The following is a 15,340-nucleotide window of genomic DNA, read 5'->3' as shown; positions in this document are numbered from 1 at the left end:
GCATGCCTAGAGCCCTTCGCCATAAGCGAGGCTGTTCTTAGCCCCCAGCCACATCGATCTCTACAACCACCGGCACGCCGATCTTTATCTGGATGGGCGTATAGATGTCTACCTCGATACCTTCGGCAACCTCCAAAGAGACGATGAGGCAATACCGGACCTCGATGCCATGGCGCTGCGCCTGACTCCAGTCCTTCCACGGACCGCCTACTGGGTAGACCGCAAGGTGAGACTTGTTTGCCAGCTCGGCGCCTGTGCCGGTCCAGACGTCAGAGTGGACTGATCCGCGTGCTCGGACCTTGCTTCCGAAGAACCATTTGCTGCTATCTGGATCCGGCATCGCCTCGATACCATCGTCACCCGCTGCATCCAAACGCTCGTTTTTGTTGATTCGCTGCCCGAACTCTTCGTGCGTTTCCGTCGCAGCTTTCACCGCAAACCTCAGCCCGTGGGACTGATAGCGGAATTTGGACTGCCAGCCCCGCTGACTCGGATTCGGATCAATGAAGTATGAGAGCGTCACACGCATCTTTACCTGAGTCGCACCCAAGGCTCTCAGCTCTTCTTCTGGCCATGGAAGCAGATGCATATTGACCTTGTTAAGCTTCACAGACCCTTGATCCTTGCGATAAGGAACGATCGTCTCCTGCAAGATCAGCGTGGGCCGCTGCGCGGTGGAATTCAACGCGTTGGTGGCTCGGACTGCCCCGTGTCCCATACGCCGCAGCAGTCCAATTTTGTCGTCGGCACCAGGGTGGGCCGGAAGAAGTTTGAGCATCTCATCCGTGTATCGAGCGCCATGAATCAGCAGTCCACGAATCGTCTCGGGCCAGTAGTCTGGATACCTAGTCGCGATTAGCGCACAGACTCTCGCAGCTTCGGCTGCAGCAGCACTGGTATCCCCTGTATGAGTGAGCACGGAAGTTGCCATGTCATGGTGAGTAGTCAGCAGACGAACGCTGTCTGGACCGGCAATCGGACCATGCGCGTCTAGCGCGCCGTTGCCGCCCTCCGCGACAACATCCGGTTTTAGTGGCCAGGCGCGGTTCCATAACATACTCGTGGATGAACTGGGAGCGAGGCCTCCGTCTGCGGCAATGCATTTCAGTGAAGGCCACTTTGAGGCATCAATGTCTGTCAACTCGGTGTAGGCGCCTATCGTAAGTGCATTCCATGCCTGAGCTGGACTCTCCATCGTGGTCAGCGTGTTTATGTTTGGGTAGCGTTGCCATTGGGGCCAGCCGATGTTCCCGCCGGAGAGAACGAACAGACGCCGGCGCTGCTCACCTTGCGGCCGCTCTAGAGTTCCCGAGCTGCCGAAGCTCAAGCGATCAAGCGTGGCTGACCACTCTGATGGCGATCCAGTCGTAGCTCCCGTTGCCGTAGTCATCATGGCGTATGAGCGCCTGCGGCCAGGGTTTGCCGCTTCCACCGCGCCTGTAGCCAGACTTGTGATCCATCCATAAAGATGGGGGCGCGTGCTGCCGACTGGCGGGAGGATCCTTACAGACTCCAGACGATGGTGCAGTGGGTACTTGTCACCTGACGCCAGCGGGTGGGTCAGATTCCCGTGCAGGATGAGGCCTGCCATCTCTGTGCTATGTCCCTCAATGTCCGCCACGGGCCAAGCAGCGTTTGCCGCAAACATGTCCGCCGGCAGCAGACTCCTTTGAATCAATGGATGTCCCTGCGCTACGCCGGTATCCAAGAGTGTCACGTAGGCCGAGCCTTCGTGAGAGTGATCTTCAATGCGCTCTTCGAGATTGCGCACCCACTCCGCTTGCTCTGCCGGCTTCAGGTCCGCCAGGAAGAACTCAGCGGTAGGTTGCGTCCCTCGAATCTCGGCCACCATATCCAGCAGTTCAACTGCTTGCTCAAGCTGCTCCCTAGTAGCAAGGGCTACCACGACGATTCGACCAGGGAAAGGAACGTAGCCTTCTTCTAGTTGAATTCCAAACGGCTTTGAAGCATCTTCAAAAGCCTGCCGGGCCTCCAGTGGTGACCTATCGCCAATTCGCAGCCAGAGCTGAAACCACTGAGCTTGTGCCGGAGGAGGTGGGTCGGAAGCTTCCGTCCAAAGTTCATCGAACGCGCCGCTTCTGAAACTCTCAATGGCGTTTACAAGCTGGGCATGCTTAGGCTTTGGCGCGCTTGCCCCTTGAAGGTACTCTTGAATTCGCGTCTCGAACGCTGTCAGTTTCCCTTCGGGTACGTGGACTACGACCAGATCGAAGTCCTGCCCTGGCTTGACGTTCAGAACCTCGGTTCCGTCGCGCACCCATTCCACACCTTTTGGGTCGAACACCCCGCTCGGTGAGATCTTGATTGCGATCGTCAGACCAACTCGGGGCTCCAACTCAAGCGCTTGGCGTCGTGCCGCGATGCCTTGGGCCCTGAGGCGGAGTTGCTGAAGCTCGGCCAGCAATCGTTGCCCATGGGGAATTCTGTCTCTAGGCACTGCCTTGGGCCTAGGGCCGGACTGCATCGACCTGAAGTCGCGAGGCTCCGTTGAATCGGCAATCGTCAGGTGGATCTTTGGTTCTGCCATAGCCTACCCCCTTGGATAGGCCTCGCCAGCATATCCTTAGCTTGACTTGAGTGAATTTAGACTAGCAGAACGTTCCCGCAGGTGCAGCAACACACTGTCAGGGCTCACCTTTGGGGACTGCTCCAACACCGCGTCCTTCATGGAGTCTTGGCAAGCCCTGGCAATATCTGCGTGGGAAAGGCCTACTGCCGCCTGGACGAGCGGGGCGTAGTCCATGTTCGGGTTCTCAAGCAAAGCCAAGCTGTTCCTAAGCAGTTGCTCAATCTGGGCGTCATCGGGCGTCCCATATCGAATGACGTCGTCGAAACGACGGAACAGCGCAGAGTCAAGCGACTCACCATGGTTTGTGGCCGCAATGATGAGGCTGTCCGAAGCGTCCTGCTCAATCAGCTGCAAGAACATGTTAAGCGTTCGGCGCATCTCAGCCACATCGTGCTGGACACCGCGCTGCAGGCCAAGCGAATCGAACTCATCGAAGAGATAGACGCCCCGAGTGGCTTTCAGCGCCTCAAAGACCAACCTGAGCTTGGACGCACTTTCGCCCATGAACTTGGTAATGAGCGTGTCGAATCGGGCAACGAACAGCGGCAGCCGCAGTTCGGTGGCCAGAACGCTGGCCGTCAAGGTCTTGCCGGTTCCCGGCGGCCCCACCAGCAGCAGTTTGCGGCGCGGGAAAAGACCGTGCCGGCTCAACTTTTCGTGTGAGCGCTGCTCCTTGAGTACACGATTCAATCGGCTCTCAACGCCGGGTGTAACCACCATCTCGGCGAGGTAGTGACGGGGGTACCTGACAGTCAGCAGCTCGGCCAACTCGCCCTTCGGTTGGGCCATGGGCACCGGGCCTGGGCGCGCCTCCACTCGACTATGTTGGCGAGCCTGCGCCTCTTCTACGAGCGCCTTCAAATCAGCAGCCAAGCGGACATGGCCCTTCTGCGCCTCATCCGCCGCCATCTGCAACGCGATTGCGGCGAACTGGGCGTCTTCCTCCCCGGCATATGCGCGGAGCAAAGCCTTAAGTTGGTCAGCACGAGCCATGTTTTCTCCTGACCCGGATGGTACCGGGCAATAGCGCAAATCTTGTTAGTGCAATTATTGCAACATAATGCCATAGTTGCAACATGAATGAATCGCAGTTCCCGACATCACAGGCGGAGCTCTTGAAGGTAGCCAGGGGTGGAGACACTCAAGCTGCTTTCGCGATAAAGCTGGGCGTGAACAAATCCAGCCTGTCCCGCTATGAGAGCGAGAAGATCGGCGCTCCAACCAGCGTCCTCAACTATTGCCTGCAAGCGGTGGCCAATCAGATGCAGGGCGGCCAGACATCTGCAGTGCAAAAAGCTTTGATCCTTGTCCGACGCGCTGCCGAGACGTTGGAGAGGGTCGAAAAGCTTTAGTGCAGGTCAAAGCCCCGACCTCCTCGCACAGCGTGAGATGGGAACACCACTTGTTGAAGCATGACTAATACAGTCCCGCAGACTGCAGCTCCTAGAATGCTCGCATTGTCGGATTTGGGCTAATGGCGGGCATTCATAAAAGCGGCTACTACGTGCAGTTCATTGCCCGATCTAGGTCGGAAGCTAACTTGGGCGCGACCACTGCTGCGGCATACGAAGCTAGAAAGCGCCGTGCGATACCTAAGCATCGAGGTCTACGACTCGCTAGAGATCGCCGAGCAGACGAATGCCTAAGGCCAGGGGGCTAGCTCTTCGACAGCAATGCCGTGGAGCGGCCACTGGCGGCCCCATCACCACCAACTATGCTGAGCCGCACAGGCTGTGCCGCGCAGGTAGCGCTGGTGCATAGCGTGCTGGAGCGGGCGCGTTGCAGTTCGCTACGCGCATGTGGCCTCAGGCGCTGCACCGAGACCGCACCTGGAGTATCCAGTCTTCCGTGTCGGCGAACCGTGCGAATACGCGCAGATTGCCACCCGATGGCAGCAGCGCACGTGTGGGGTGCTCGGGTGCGTTGTCGACCGAATTGGCGCCACAGACCGCATTGGCAGCTCTTGGCAGCCCGGGCGCTGAAGCGATGACCTCCAAACACGCGCAGTGCGAGCGCGCTGGGGCAGCGTTTCGCGACCCGATGGCAGCACACGTCAGGGCGGGAGAAGCAAACCCGTTGCGACCAGCGTGCGCCACAGAGTGCGGCTGCCACTTATGGATGGCCCAGGCGCACGAAGCGATGGCCCTCCAGGGTGCGCCCCGTGCGAGCGCGTTGGTTGCAGTGCGTTTGGCTTGAAGCCTGAGCGCGCTGCGCGCAGCAGCGCATTGCTCAGCGCGCAAATTACTGCGCAGTGGCAGCAATGCAGGTGCCGAGTTTTCAAGCGCGTGGCCGACCGCAGTGGCCTGGCAGACCGCGCCGTAATTTAGCGGCCGCCCACACGCAATGACGCGATGACACTCAGCCGGTCACCGGAAACGTGCCACGCCGCGCGCCGCAGCAGTCAGGACTGCTTGGCCGAGGCCTCAGCGCGCTGCGCGCAGCAGCGCGTCTTCGGTGATGGCGCCGGTGAGCACGGTGGGCAGCACCGCTGGCGGGGCGCCGGGGCCGTAGACCACGTACAGCGGCACGCCAACCGCCTGGTGCTGGTCGAGAAAGGCGCTGATCTTCGGGTCGACGTTGGTCCAATCGCCTTTCATGTAGACCGCATCCACGCGGCGCAGCGCGTCGCGGAAGTCGGTGCTGCTCAGCACGTTCTTTTCGTTGGCCTTGCAGGTCACGCACCAGTCGGCGGTCATGTTGACGAACACCACGCGGTTGTCTGCGCGCAGGCGGTCCAGCAACTCGGGGGTGTAGGTGACGCTGCCTTCGGCGGCGGTGGCGCGTGGCAGGCTGAGGCGGGTGACCGCCACCACCGGCACGATCGCCAGCACCAGCATCGCCGCGGCCAGGCCCATGCCCAGGCGATGGCTGTTCCAGCGGCTGCGCTCGAACCACCACAGGCCCAGCGCCAGCAAGGTGGCGCCGACCAGCATCAGCGCCAGCGCATCCACGCCACGCTGCTTGCCCAGCACCCACAGCAGCCAGATCGCGGTGAGGTACATCGGGAAGGCCAGCACCTGCTTGAGCGTCTCCATCCAGGCGCCGGGCGTGGGCAGCCGCCGCGCCAGCGAGGGGATGAAGCCGATCAGCAGGAACGGCAGCGCCAGGCCCAGGCCCAGGGTCAGGAATACCAGCATCGCCAGCGGTGCCGGCGCGGTGAACGCATACGCCAGCGCGGTGCCCATGAACGGTGCAATACACGGGCTGGCGACCACGCAGGCCAGCACGCCGGTGAAGAAGTCGCCCAGCGGCCCATTGCGCGCGGCCAGCGATTGGCCGATGCCGCCCAGGTTGCTGCCCAGCGTGAACACGCCCGACAGGCTCAGGCCCACCGCGAACATCAGGTAGGCCAGCGCGGCCACGAACCACGGCTGCTGCAGCTGGAAGCCCCAGCCGGCCGCCTGGCCGGCAGCGCGCAGGCCGATCACCAGCCCGCCGATCGCAGCGAAGGACACCAGCACGCCCAGCGAATACCAGATGGCGTGGCTGCGCGCGTGGTTGCGGCTCTCGCCGCTGTGGGCCAGGCCCAGCACCTTCAGCGACAGGATCGGCAGCACGCAGGGCATCAGGTTCAATACCAGGCCGCCGGCCAGCGCCAGCAGCAGGATGGCAAGCAGGTTGCGCTCCAGGTGCGGTGGGCGGCTGCGCTCCGGGTTGCCGGCCGTCGCATCGGGGCCAGGTGCGGCATCCGCAGGCGCCGGTGGCGCGGCGCGCTCGGCGGCCACTTCACCGGCCGACAGCGGCGAGATCAGCAGCGGCGTGGCAGTGGCCTGGTTGTGCGGCGACACCATGCCGGCCGGCAGGTCCAGGCGCACGCGCCGGGTCATCGGCGGGTAGCAGATGCCGTCGGACTGGCAGCCCTGGAAGGTGGCCACCAGCGTCACGCGGGCCGGATCGGGGCGGTCGCGCAGCAGCGGCAGGGTGACTTCGGCCTGGTCGAAATACACCACCACATCGCCGAAGTGCTCGTCGCGGTGGGTGCGGCCCTGCGGCCACCGCGGCAGGCCGGTGCGAATGTCGCTGGTGCCTTCCAGCGACAGCGAGGTGCGGTCGCGGTAGAGGTAGTAGCCGGGGGCCGGGGTGAAACGCAGCAGCAGGCTGTTGCCGTCGCCGACGATCGCCTCGAAGTTGAAGGCCTGGTCGGCCGGCAGCGGCAGGGCGTCTACGCCAGCGGTCTGGCCGGGCGCGCCGAACAGCCGTGCGCCACTGGGGCCGCGTGGCACCAGCGCGCCCAGGCTTTCGCGCGGCGGAGCGGCGGTTGGCGCGTCGGGCAGGTCCACGCGCAGTTCGCGGCGTTGCGGCGGGTAGCACACGCCAGCATCGGCGCAGCCCTGGTATTGCACCTGCAGGATCGCGCTGCGCTGACCGGGCGCGGCCTTGCCGGCCAGGCTGGCCTGCAGCGCGGTGCGGTAGGTCTGCACCTGGCCGAAGAATTCGTCGTGCTTGCTCTCGCCTTCAGGCAGATCCAGCGCACCGGCAGTGAAGCCCTGGCCGGATTTGACGCTGATGCGATGCCGGTACAGGTAGTAACCCGGGGCGATCTTCCAGGTCAGCGCGATGCGGTCACGCCCGTCAGCCTTGGCGCTCAGTGCGAAGGCCTGGTCCACCGGCAACAGGTCTGCCTCGGTAACCGCCTGCGCCGCTGGCGCGGTCAGCAGCAGCGGCAAGGCGACGAACAGGGGCGCGACCAGTACGGCGCAGCGGGCGATCCAGCGGGACAGGGACTTCATGAACGTCAGGATTCCTTGCGGGTTTCGGCACGCACCCAGTCCAGATAGGCCGGCAGGCCGGCGCTGGCCTGTACGGCAATGGCTTCGGGCACGTCGTAGGGATGCAACGCGTGCAGCCGCGCGATGGCGTCAGGCAGGCGGTCTTCCCAGGTCTTGATCAGCAACTGCACTTCGGTGGATTCCTCGATGGCCCCGTTCCAGTGGTACAGCGAACGTGCGCCGGGCAGTTGGGTGACGCAGGCGGCCAGCCGTTCCTCCAGCAGTGCCCGCGCGATGCGATCGGCGCTTTGGGCATCCGGGCAGGTGCTGAACAACAAATGGAGGGAGGAGGCGCTCATCAGACACGGCAGTGTAATCCCCCAATTGCGGGGGATCGACCGCGTCTTCCGGCACGGCGCCGCGGCTTCGTGGGCGATCGGGGGCTTGATTCAGCATGGGGACGCCCGGGCGTTGGCAGGTCGGTAGTGGAGCGGGGCGATGTGGGGCCGGGGGCACACGACCTGGGGTCCTGGCTGGGCAACCGGGATCGATGCTTCATCGGACGCCAGGGCATTGTCGGCCCGATGGTCAGCGCGGCAATGCCGGCTAGGGCGCAACTCAGGCGGCGCATACATTCGGTCATCTGCCGAAGCAGGGCGTTGCGCTGCTGGCGAGGCCTGGCCCTTTTGGTCAGACCGTCGAGGGAGATTGCGTTTGGATGGATGCGTGCTTTGGTGTGCCGAAGACCTGGCCGCCGCCGCTGTGCTCAACAAACGATGACAAAGCGGGCTGCGTCGCCCAGCAAAAACACCACTGCACTTCGAACCGGCGACGTAACCCCAACCGGCGCCACGCCAGGCACGCCGCCGCCGCTGTTCCAGTGATGCGCGCCCGGCGGAACCCCGGCCGCCGGGCGCACACCACCCCGGCCCGACGCAGTGCGCGCCGGGGCGGGATGGATCAGTTGGCCAGCTGGCAGCTGGCCGGCTTGGCTGAGGTGAACAGGCTGGAGGTGGCCCATTCCGGGTGATCCACAAACGGGTTGCGGTTGCCCTGGAAGCTGAAAACCACCTGGTTGCGAGCGCGCTCGGCGTCGTCCGGCGGGTCGGCCTGGTGCCAGGCCAGCAGCGTGGACAGCAGGCCCATGTAGGCCGGCGAGGCCGAGGTCTGCACGATCCGGCTGCGATCGTCGGTGAGCTCCAGGTCCGGCTCGGACTGCCCGGTGGCCGCGTCAGCGCCGCCTTCATAGCGGATCGCCATGTACATCACCGCGCGCGCCATGTCGCCCTTGCGCCGGCCCCACACCTCGAAGGTGCCGCCATTGCCGTCCGGTGTGCGCACCCAGTTGGAATTGCCCGGGTAGCGCCCGCTGCCACCGCCGCTGCCGTCGTTGACCTCGGTCACCCGCTCGCCGCAGCTGCTGGTGCAGGCGGCATAGGGCTTGTTGCCGCGGTCGGCATTGAAGGTGGTGTCGGTGAGATACAGCATGTGGGTATCGGTGTAGGGCGCGTACGGCAGGCCGCGGTCGCCGGTGGCGCTGCCGAAACCCAGCGAGTTGGGCCAGGTGTGCTCGCGGTTGTAGGTGAGCCCGCTGCCGGTGCCGGCCCGGTCACTGACCTTGGCGTAGCTGCGGTTGCGGTAGGCGTCCAGGATCCGCCCGCTGTTGTTGGGGTCCTCGTCGGCCATCTCCAGGATGGTCCAGGTGCTGGTGCCGGTGCCGCTGTAGGGGTAGACCGTGTGGCCGCGGATGGTGGCGTTGAGCGAGCAGCGCAGCTGGCTGGGGCTGGTGGTGTTCACCCGCGAGTAGTAGCCGGTGCCGCCGCCGCTGGCGGTGGCTACGGTGAAGGCGATCGACTGATTGCCGGCCGGGCTCAGCCCGCTGGCGTCGCGGATGGCGCTGGCGGTGATGGCCAGGGTGCAGCGTTCGCCGCCGACCAGGGCGGTGTTGGTGGACAGGGTGAAGCGGGTGCCAGTCGTCGGGTAGCTCAGCGCCACCGTGCCGGAGCTGGCGCAGCTCAGCGCGAACGCGCCGCTGCTCAACGTGACCGCCTCGCTGAATCCCACGGCCAGGTCGCCCGCCGCCGGGAAACCGGTGGCGCCCTGGGTGGGCGTGGTGCTGGTGATGGTGGGTGCGCCGGTGGTGCCGCCACCGCCACTGCCGTTGAAGGTCTGGCCGCGGTTGCAGGCGCCGAAGGTCTGCGCCGACGAACCGGCCCAGCTGAAGTTGGCCGCGCTGCTGCCGGTGCCGGTCAATTGCAGCGAGCTGCCGACCGCGCTGCTGTTGCTCTCGCTCACCGGCAGGTTCTGGCTGGTGACGCCTGCGGCCGGGCCACCGCTGCCGGTGATGGCGCCTTCGTAGCTGAGGAACTGCACCAGTTGCCCGCTCGGGTCCACCAGTGCCACGCCGTCGTTGGGGCCGTTCTGCACGCCGTTGCTGGCGTAGCTGACCGTGGCGATGCGCACCTGGCTGCCGCAGCTGACCACGCTGCTGGCCGGTACCGCCGTGTTGGCGTAGCTCACCGCCGCGCTGGGCGCGCTGCCGTTGTAGAGATAGATGCGATAGCCGCTCAGCGACTCGCCGGCGGTGGCCACCACTTCCACGCCTTCGCCGCTGTCGCCGGAGGCGCCCGCGTCGTCGTAGTGCAGTTCGTTGATGAACACCGCCGCGTGCGCGGAGGGAACGGCCAGCGCCACGGCGCAGGCCAGGGGGAGCGCACAGCGCAGGGACACAACTCGGGACGGCAACCTCATCGACAGCTCCTTGTGATCGGGGAATGCGGTCCCGACTGTAGAACCAACGCATGACAATCGTTGGTACCTGGTTCCATTTCGTCACCGCGCATGGGTGCGCCAGCGAAAAAATTTTGCGCCTGGCCCTTGAAAGCCGCGCGCCCAGCACAATCTCTGGCCCGCACCCGCTTCGTCGGGTTTTTTCCGCGCGCTGTGCTGGCAGTCGTCACATGCGAGTGCTAACATCGCCGATAATTTCCAGACCAATCAATCACTTAAGAGGGTCTTTCTCTATGAGCATCAAGCCGCTTCACGACCGCGTTGTAGTCAAGCCGATCGAAGCCGACGAAGTTTCCGCCGGCGGCATCGTGATCCCGGACTCCGCCAAGGAAAAGTCCACCAAGGGTGAAGTCGTCGCCATCGGCGCCGGCAAGCCCCTGGACAACGGCAGCCTGCGCGCGCCGGTGGTCAAGGTTGGCGACAAGGTCATCTACGGCCAGTACGCCGGCAGCAGCTACAAGTCCGAAGGCGTCGAGTACAAGGTGCTGCGCGAAGACGACATCCTGGCGGTCATCGGCTGATCAGGCGCTATGCGCTGGGAATCGGGAGTAGGGAATCGGGAATCGGTAGAGCAGCCAACGCCCTCGCCATCCCACCCAGCCCCGATATCCACCTTTGATTGACCGATTCCCCATTCCCCATTCCCAATTTCCGGAGTTTCAACTAATGGCTGCTAAAGACATTCGTTTCGGTGAAGATGCGCGTACCCGTATGGTGCGTGGCGTCAACGTTCTCGCCAATGCCGTGAAGGCAACCCTGGGCCCGAAGGGCCGCAACGTCGTGCTCGAGAAGAGCTTCGGCGCGCCGACCATCACCAAGGACGGCGTCTCCGTCGCCAAGGAAATCGAACTGGCTGACAAGTTCGAGAACATGGGCGCGCAGATGGTCAAGGAAGTTGCTTCCAAGACCAACGACAACGCTGGCGACGGCACCACCACCGCCACCGTGCTGGCCCAGGCCCTGATCCGCGAAGGCGCCAAGGCTGTGGCCGCCGGCATGAACCCGATGGATCTGAAGCGCGGTATCGACCAGGCCGTCAAGGCCGCCGTCATCGAGCTGAAGAACATCTCCAAGCCCACCACCGACGACAAGGCGATTGCCCAGGTCGGCACCATCTCGGCCAACTCGGACGAATCGATCGGCAACATCATTGCCGAAGCGATGCAGAAGGTCGGCAAGGAAGGCGTGATCACCGTTGAAGAAGGCTCGGGCCTGGAAAACGAGCTGGACGTGGTCGAGGGCATGCAGTTCGATCGCGGCTACCTCTCCCCGTACTTCATCAACAACCAGCAGAGCCAGTCGGCCGATCTGGACGACCCGTTCATCCTGCTGCACGACAAGAAGATCTCCAACGTGCGTGACCTGCTGCCCGTGCTGGAAGGCGTGGCCAAGGCCGGCAAGCCGCTGCTGATCGTCGCTGAAGAAGTCGAGGGCGAAGCCCTGGCGACGCTGGTGGTCAACACCATCCGCGGCATCGTCAAGGTCGTGGCCGTCAAGGCACCGGGCTTCGGCGACCGTCGCAAGGCGATGCTGGAAGACATGGCCGTGCTGACCGGCGGCACCGTGATCTCCGAGGAAGTGGGTCTGGCCCTGGAAAAGGCCACGATCAAGGATCTCGGCCGCGCGAAGAAGGTGCAGGTCTCCAAGGAGAACACCACCATCATCGACGGCGCCGGCGATTCGGCCACGATCGAAGCCCGCGTTGGCCAGATCAAGACCCAGATCGAAGACACCTCGTCCGATTACGACCGTGAGAAGCTGCAGGAACGCGTGGCCAAGCTGGCCGGCGGCGTTGCAGTGATCAAGGTCGGCGCATCGACCGAAATCGAAATGAAGGAAAAGAAGGCACGCGTCGAAGACGCCCTGCACGCCACCCGTGCAGCCGTTGAAGAAGGCGTTGTCCCGGGCGGCGGTGTGGCCCTGGTGCGTGCGCTGGTGGCCGTCGGCAACCTGACCGGTGCCAACGAAGACCAGACCCACGGCATCCAGATCGCCCTGCGCGCCATGGAAGCCCCGCTGCGCGAAATCGTGGCCAACGCCGGCGAAGAGCCGTCCGTGATCTTGAACAAGGTCAAGGAAGGCACCGGCAACTACGGCTACAACGCAGCCAACGGCGAGTTCGGCGACATGGTCGAGTTCGGCATCCTGGACCCGACCAAGGTCACCCGTTCGGCGCTGCAGAACGCAGCTTCGATCGCCGGCCTGATGATCACCACCGAAGCCATGGTGGCCGATGCACCGAAGAAGGACGAGCCCGCGATGCCGGCCGGCGGTGGCATGGGCGGCATGGGCGGCATGGATTTCTGATCCAGCCGGCGCAAGCCGACACGCAACACCGTAGTCAAAAGGAGCCCCGCAGCGATGCGGGGCTTTTTTTATGCAGCGCGCTGTGCATCGTCGTGCCGGTTGCAGGACGCTGCGCGACGAGCGGCGCACGCTTCTGCTTGCAACGGAGCCGTGGTGAGCACCGCAGTCTTGAAGGACACCGCACGCGCCAGGACATCCACGGCGTGCCATCTCATCGCCGCGGCTTTGGATCCAAGCAAGCCCCGCCGCGAGACGGGGCCTGGATCATTGGCGCGCAGTTGCGCGCGCCTGTCTTGCAGCATCAATGCAACGTCGAAGGACGGCCGGCTGTTGCGTCATCACTGTGCGCATCGTCGAGTACTGTCGGTGCGCTGGGCTCGGCAACATCGCTGTCTTTTTCGCTCTCGCCGACAGTGGGCTGCGCGAGCGCCACAGCGTCGGCACCCCGCAGCGTCTGCAGCGGGATTGTCTGCGTAGAAGCTTCCAACGCGGCGGTGGTCGGCGCTGTTGCCTCGGCGCTGGTCGACAGTTGTGGCGGACTGTTGTCCGATGTTGCTGCGATGGGCACGGTGACGCTGCCATCCTCCTCGATCTCAGTGATGGTGACGCCGCTGGTGCTCGGCCGCGCCGCGGCGCTGGCGTCCTGCATCGCCTGCAGCGCGGCGTCTGGAGCGACCTGCTCCTCGTAAGCCTGCAAGTGCTGCGGCGACAGCTGCAGCAGATACTGCAACGTGCGATGCGTCGTCTCCTGCAGCTCCTCCGGCGTGGAAGCAATGGTGGTTGCGAGCTGCGTGCCGTCGGGTCCGGTGAACAACCGGCCGATCTGCCGTCCACCCCAGTTCATCGCCGACTCGGTGGCGTTGGCGACCGGACCCGGCATCGTCATCGCCATCAGTGACATGACTGCACCCGCATAGTAGGGCGAGGCGGACGACGCTTCGATCAGGCTCCGGTCGGCGAAGGTCTTGGCAAGTTTCTCAGCCGTAAGTGCCATGGCAATGACCATGCTGCCGCCGCACATGGCCTTGAAGCGCTCCATCGTGTCCTGCCGGTTCGCATTCTTGTTGAAAGCCGACTGCAACATCACCGTCGTCACGACTGCGGTATCTGCCAGCGAATCCACCGTCCCGATCCGGTCCGGCTGAATCAGGTAAATCACCGAACCGGTCACCGCGGTACCCAGCAAGGCCAACGACAATTTGGAGGCAACGTCGTCGTTGGATAGCTGCCGTGGAATCGACTCAGACCGGCCCTGGCCGTGCTGTAGCGCAGTGCTCAGGCGCTGGCTGCAACGATCGAGCGTTTCCAGCAGTTGGGTGCACTGGGCATTGAGCGTGCGGGTGAGTTCATGCCCCTGGCCCGGGCCGGTGAAGTCTCGGCGCACCTGTTGAAATGCATCCCGGCCGTTGAGCAGCGCGGCTGCGATCTGGTCGAGCTGCGTGCGTAGTTCCGCGCTGATCTGGCCGGGGGTCATGCCGGCGCGCGTTCGCTGCGCGTAGTCGGTGAAGCCCAGTTGGTGCGCAGCGCTCACGCGCAACCGCGACGCCTGGTCGCGCGCGCGATTGCCCAAGGCGCTAATGCTGCTCCAGAGAAAGGGGGTGACCATGATCGCCGCGCAGGCCGTTGCGGCGGCTGCGCCAAACCCCATGTTGTTTTCCACTGCTTCGGCTTGATGTCGCATAGCCTCGTTGCCGGCCTTCTTGGTGATTTCGAATGGCAGGAACAAACCATTAAGCAGGTAGGCATACAGATGCAGCTCGTTGGCGTCGCGTCCGAACTGCCCGCCGCCAACGATCGGGATGGGAAGGCCATCGGCGGTAGGGCGTAGTGCGGATGCCGACAGCATCAACACACCCCTGGCGGCGAGCGCAAGCGAATACGCAAACGTCTTGGCCTGATTCGCCATGAACGGGCTTGGCACGAGCAGTGGCCAGGCATTTGCCAGGTTGAGCAGTGCCTTCAGCGCACGACCGGTTGCCGGCGTTCCGTGCTCCAGCGGATGCAGTGCGTCTTCGACCGCTTTGATGTCGCTCAAGAACGCGTTACGGAAGCGCTCTTCCAGTCCGTTTTCAGGGTTTGAAATGGCCCCGCGTAGCTGCGTGATGGCTGCGCTCAAACGCGCCAGGCTATGGGGCGCGGCCTGCTCTTGATCGAGCTGACGCACCATCTGCAGGAATGCAGGATCGTGCGCCTGGGGCTCCAGCATGCTGCGTAAATCGGAGATCGACCATAGGCCGTGGGCCGCTTGCGACAGGCCCGTCACCGCCTGCTGCGTGCCGGTTGCCAGTGCTGAGCGCGCGCGCGCGAGCAGTCCTGTTTCGGTCGAGGGTGCCGGCGTGGCCACAGACGCCGTTTCGTTGGAGGATGCCTCTGTCACGGTTGCGTGACTTGCAGTGGCGGGAGCGGAGCTGCTTGCGCGTCGACGGGGAGACAGGGCCGCCAAGGGCGCCGCAACCGGTGTCTGTGGCGGTGATGCAGATGTCTCTCTCGCCACGCCGGTGTCAGCGTGCGTCTGCTCGTGTGATGTAGCGCTTGGGGATGACGATTCTTCGATTTGCCGCGGTTGGATCCTCATAGCGTAGTACCTTCGGGGAAGGGGGGCAGGACGACAGTCCCGCGCGCCATGATCGGAACAGGCGCAGCCACACCATGCGGCAAGTGCGAAATGTTGCACTGAAAGCAGAATCGAGCAGCGGCTCGCTTGAATATCTGCTCAGTCAATCACGCGAGGTCGATACATCTGCCCGGTGTCGAGTTGACAGCGCTGTCGCTGCATAGCAGTTTTGTTCGGCACGTGAGGCAGGGGGCCATGCGCGCACTGAGGATGCCGTGATCGACGACGTCTCTTTTCTCAGCCTGCATCGGGGACTCCAGCATGCACCGTTACCAACGGGCTCTTCTCGCGTTCTGCACCGTGACCGCGCTCTATGGCACTTCACCGGCG

9 protein-coding genes are annotated in these 15,340 nt (G+C 64.0%); 3 read left to right on the top strand and 6 right to left on the bottom strand.

Annotated elements, in window-relative coordinates; translation table 11 throughout:
• Window positions 1–37: 37 nt before the first annotated feature.
• Window positions 38–2,425: a S8 family peptidase gene (locus ACCQ01_RS19715; RefSeq protein WP_228433979.1), complete on the bottom strand. Its 2,388-nt coding sequence runs from the start codon at window positions 2,423–2,425 to the stop codon at window positions 38–40.
• A 159-nt stretch (window positions 2,426–2,584) separates the two neighbouring features.
• Entirely contained in the window at window positions 2,585–3,583 is a 999-nt protein-coding gene (locus ACCQ01_RS19710; protein WP_228433978.1) for an AAA family ATPase, read from the bottom strand.
• Window positions 3,584–3,666: 83 nt separating this feature from the next.
• Between ACCQ01_RS19710 and ACCQ01_RS19705 the strand changes: the two genes are divergently transcribed.
• The gene (locus ACCQ01_RS19705) at window positions 3,667–3,942 is read left to right on the top strand and encodes a helix-turn-helix domain-containing protein (protein WP_228433977.1); all 276 of its coding nucleotides are present in this window, start codon (window positions 3,667–3,669) and stop codon (window positions 3,940–3,942) included.
• Window positions 3,943–5,013: 1,071 nt separating this feature from the next.
• Here the strand turns inward: ACCQ01_RS19705 and ACCQ01_RS19700 are convergent.
• The 3 genes from ACCQ01_RS19700 to ACCQ01_RS19690 all read right to left on the bottom strand — a co-directional run bounded on the left by ACCQ01_RS19700 (window position 5,014) and on the right by ACCQ01_RS19690 (window position 10,050).
• Window positions 5,014–7,320 carry a protein-disulfide reductase DsbD family protein gene (locus tag ACCQ01_RS19700; protein ID WP_228433976.1) on the bottom strand — a complete coding sequence of 769 codons (2,307 nt, stop codon included), beginning with the start codon at window positions 7,318–7,320 and terminating at the stop codon, window positions 5,014–5,016.
• 5 nt (window positions 7,321–7,325) lie between these two features.
• On the bottom strand, window positions 7,326–7,658 hold the full coding sequence (cutA, locus tag ACCQ01_RS19695; RefSeq protein ID WP_228433975.1) for a divalent-cation tolerance protein CutA: 333 nt from the start codon (window positions 7,656–7,658) through the stop codon (window positions 7,326–7,328).
• A gap of 601 nt (window positions 7,659–8,259) precedes the next feature.
• On the bottom strand, window positions 8,260–10,050 hold the full coding sequence (locus ACCQ01_RS19690; protein ID WP_228433974.1) for an endonuclease: 1,791 nt from the start codon (window positions 10,048–10,050) through the stop codon (window positions 8,260–8,262).
• A 272-nt stretch (window positions 10,051–10,322) separates the two neighbouring features.
• Here ACCQ01_RS19690 and ACCQ01_RS19685 point away from each other — a divergent pair, with 272 nt between their 5' ends.
• Both ACCQ01_RS19685 and groL read left to right on the top strand, forming a co-directional pair.
• Window positions 10,323–10,610 (top strand): co-chaperone GroES, encoded by a 288-nt coding sequence (locus ACCQ01_RS19685; RefSeq protein ID WP_003483210.1) that lies wholly within the window; start codon window positions 10,323–10,325, stop codon window positions 10,608–10,610.
• Window positions 10,611–10,755: 145 nt separating this feature from the next.
• Entirely contained in the window at window positions 10,756–12,396 is a 1,641-nt protein-coding gene (gene groL, locus ACCQ01_RS19680; protein ID WP_011035771.1) for a chaperonin GroEL, read from the top strand.
• 301 nt (window positions 12,397–12,697) lie between these two features.
• On the opposite strand, the gene xopX is transcribed toward groL, so the two are convergent.
• On the bottom strand, window positions 12,698–14,971 hold the full coding sequence (gene xopX / locus ACCQ01_RS19675; protein ID WP_228433973.1) for a XopX family type III secretion system effector: 2,274 nt from the start codon (window positions 14,969–14,971) through the stop codon (window positions 12,698–12,700).
• Between the last annotated feature and the right edge of the window lie 369 nt (window positions 14,972–15,340).

Source organism: Xanthomonas sp. NCPPB 4037, assembly GCF_041475695.2.
Taxonomy (GTDB): Bacteria; Pseudomonadota; Gammaproteobacteria; order Xanthomonadales; family Xanthomonadaceae; genus Xanthomonas; species Xanthomonas campestris.
The sequence above is the reverse complement of the archived record's forward strand: the minus strand, read 5'-3'. Positions and strand labels throughout refer to the sequence as shown.

Coding starts and splice junctions, on each gene's coding strand:
- ACCQ01_RS19710 (WP_228433978.1), bottom strand. CDS start 3,583: ATGGCTCGTGCTGACCAACTTAAGGCTTTGCTCCGCGCATATGCCGGG.
- ACCQ01_RS19705 (WP_228433977.1), top strand. CDS start 3,667: ATGAATGAATCGCAGTTCCCGACATCACAGGCGGAGCTCTTGAAGGTA.
- ACCQ01_RS19700 (WP_228433976.1), bottom strand. CDS start 7,320: ATGAAGTCCCTGTCCCGCTGGATCGCCCGCTGCGCCGTACTGGTCGCG.
- cutA (WP_228433975.1), bottom strand. CDS start 7,658: ATGAGCGCCTCCTCCCTCCATTTGTTGTTCAGCACCTGCCCGGATGCC.
- ACCQ01_RS19690 (WP_228433974.1), bottom strand. CDS start 10,050: ATGAGGTTGCCGTCCCGAGTTGTGTCCCTGCGCTGTGCGCTCCCCCTG.
- ACCQ01_RS19685 (WP_003483210.1), top strand. CDS start 10,323: ATGAGCATCAAGCCGCTTCACGACCGCGTTGTAGTCAAGCCGATCGAA.
- groL (WP_011035771.1), top strand. CDS start 10,756: ATGGCTGCTAAAGACATTCGTTTCGGTGAAGATGCGCGTACCCGTATG.
- xopX (WP_228433973.1), bottom strand. CDS start 14,971: ATGAGGATCCAACCGCGGCAAATCGAAGAATCGTCATCCCCAAGCGCT.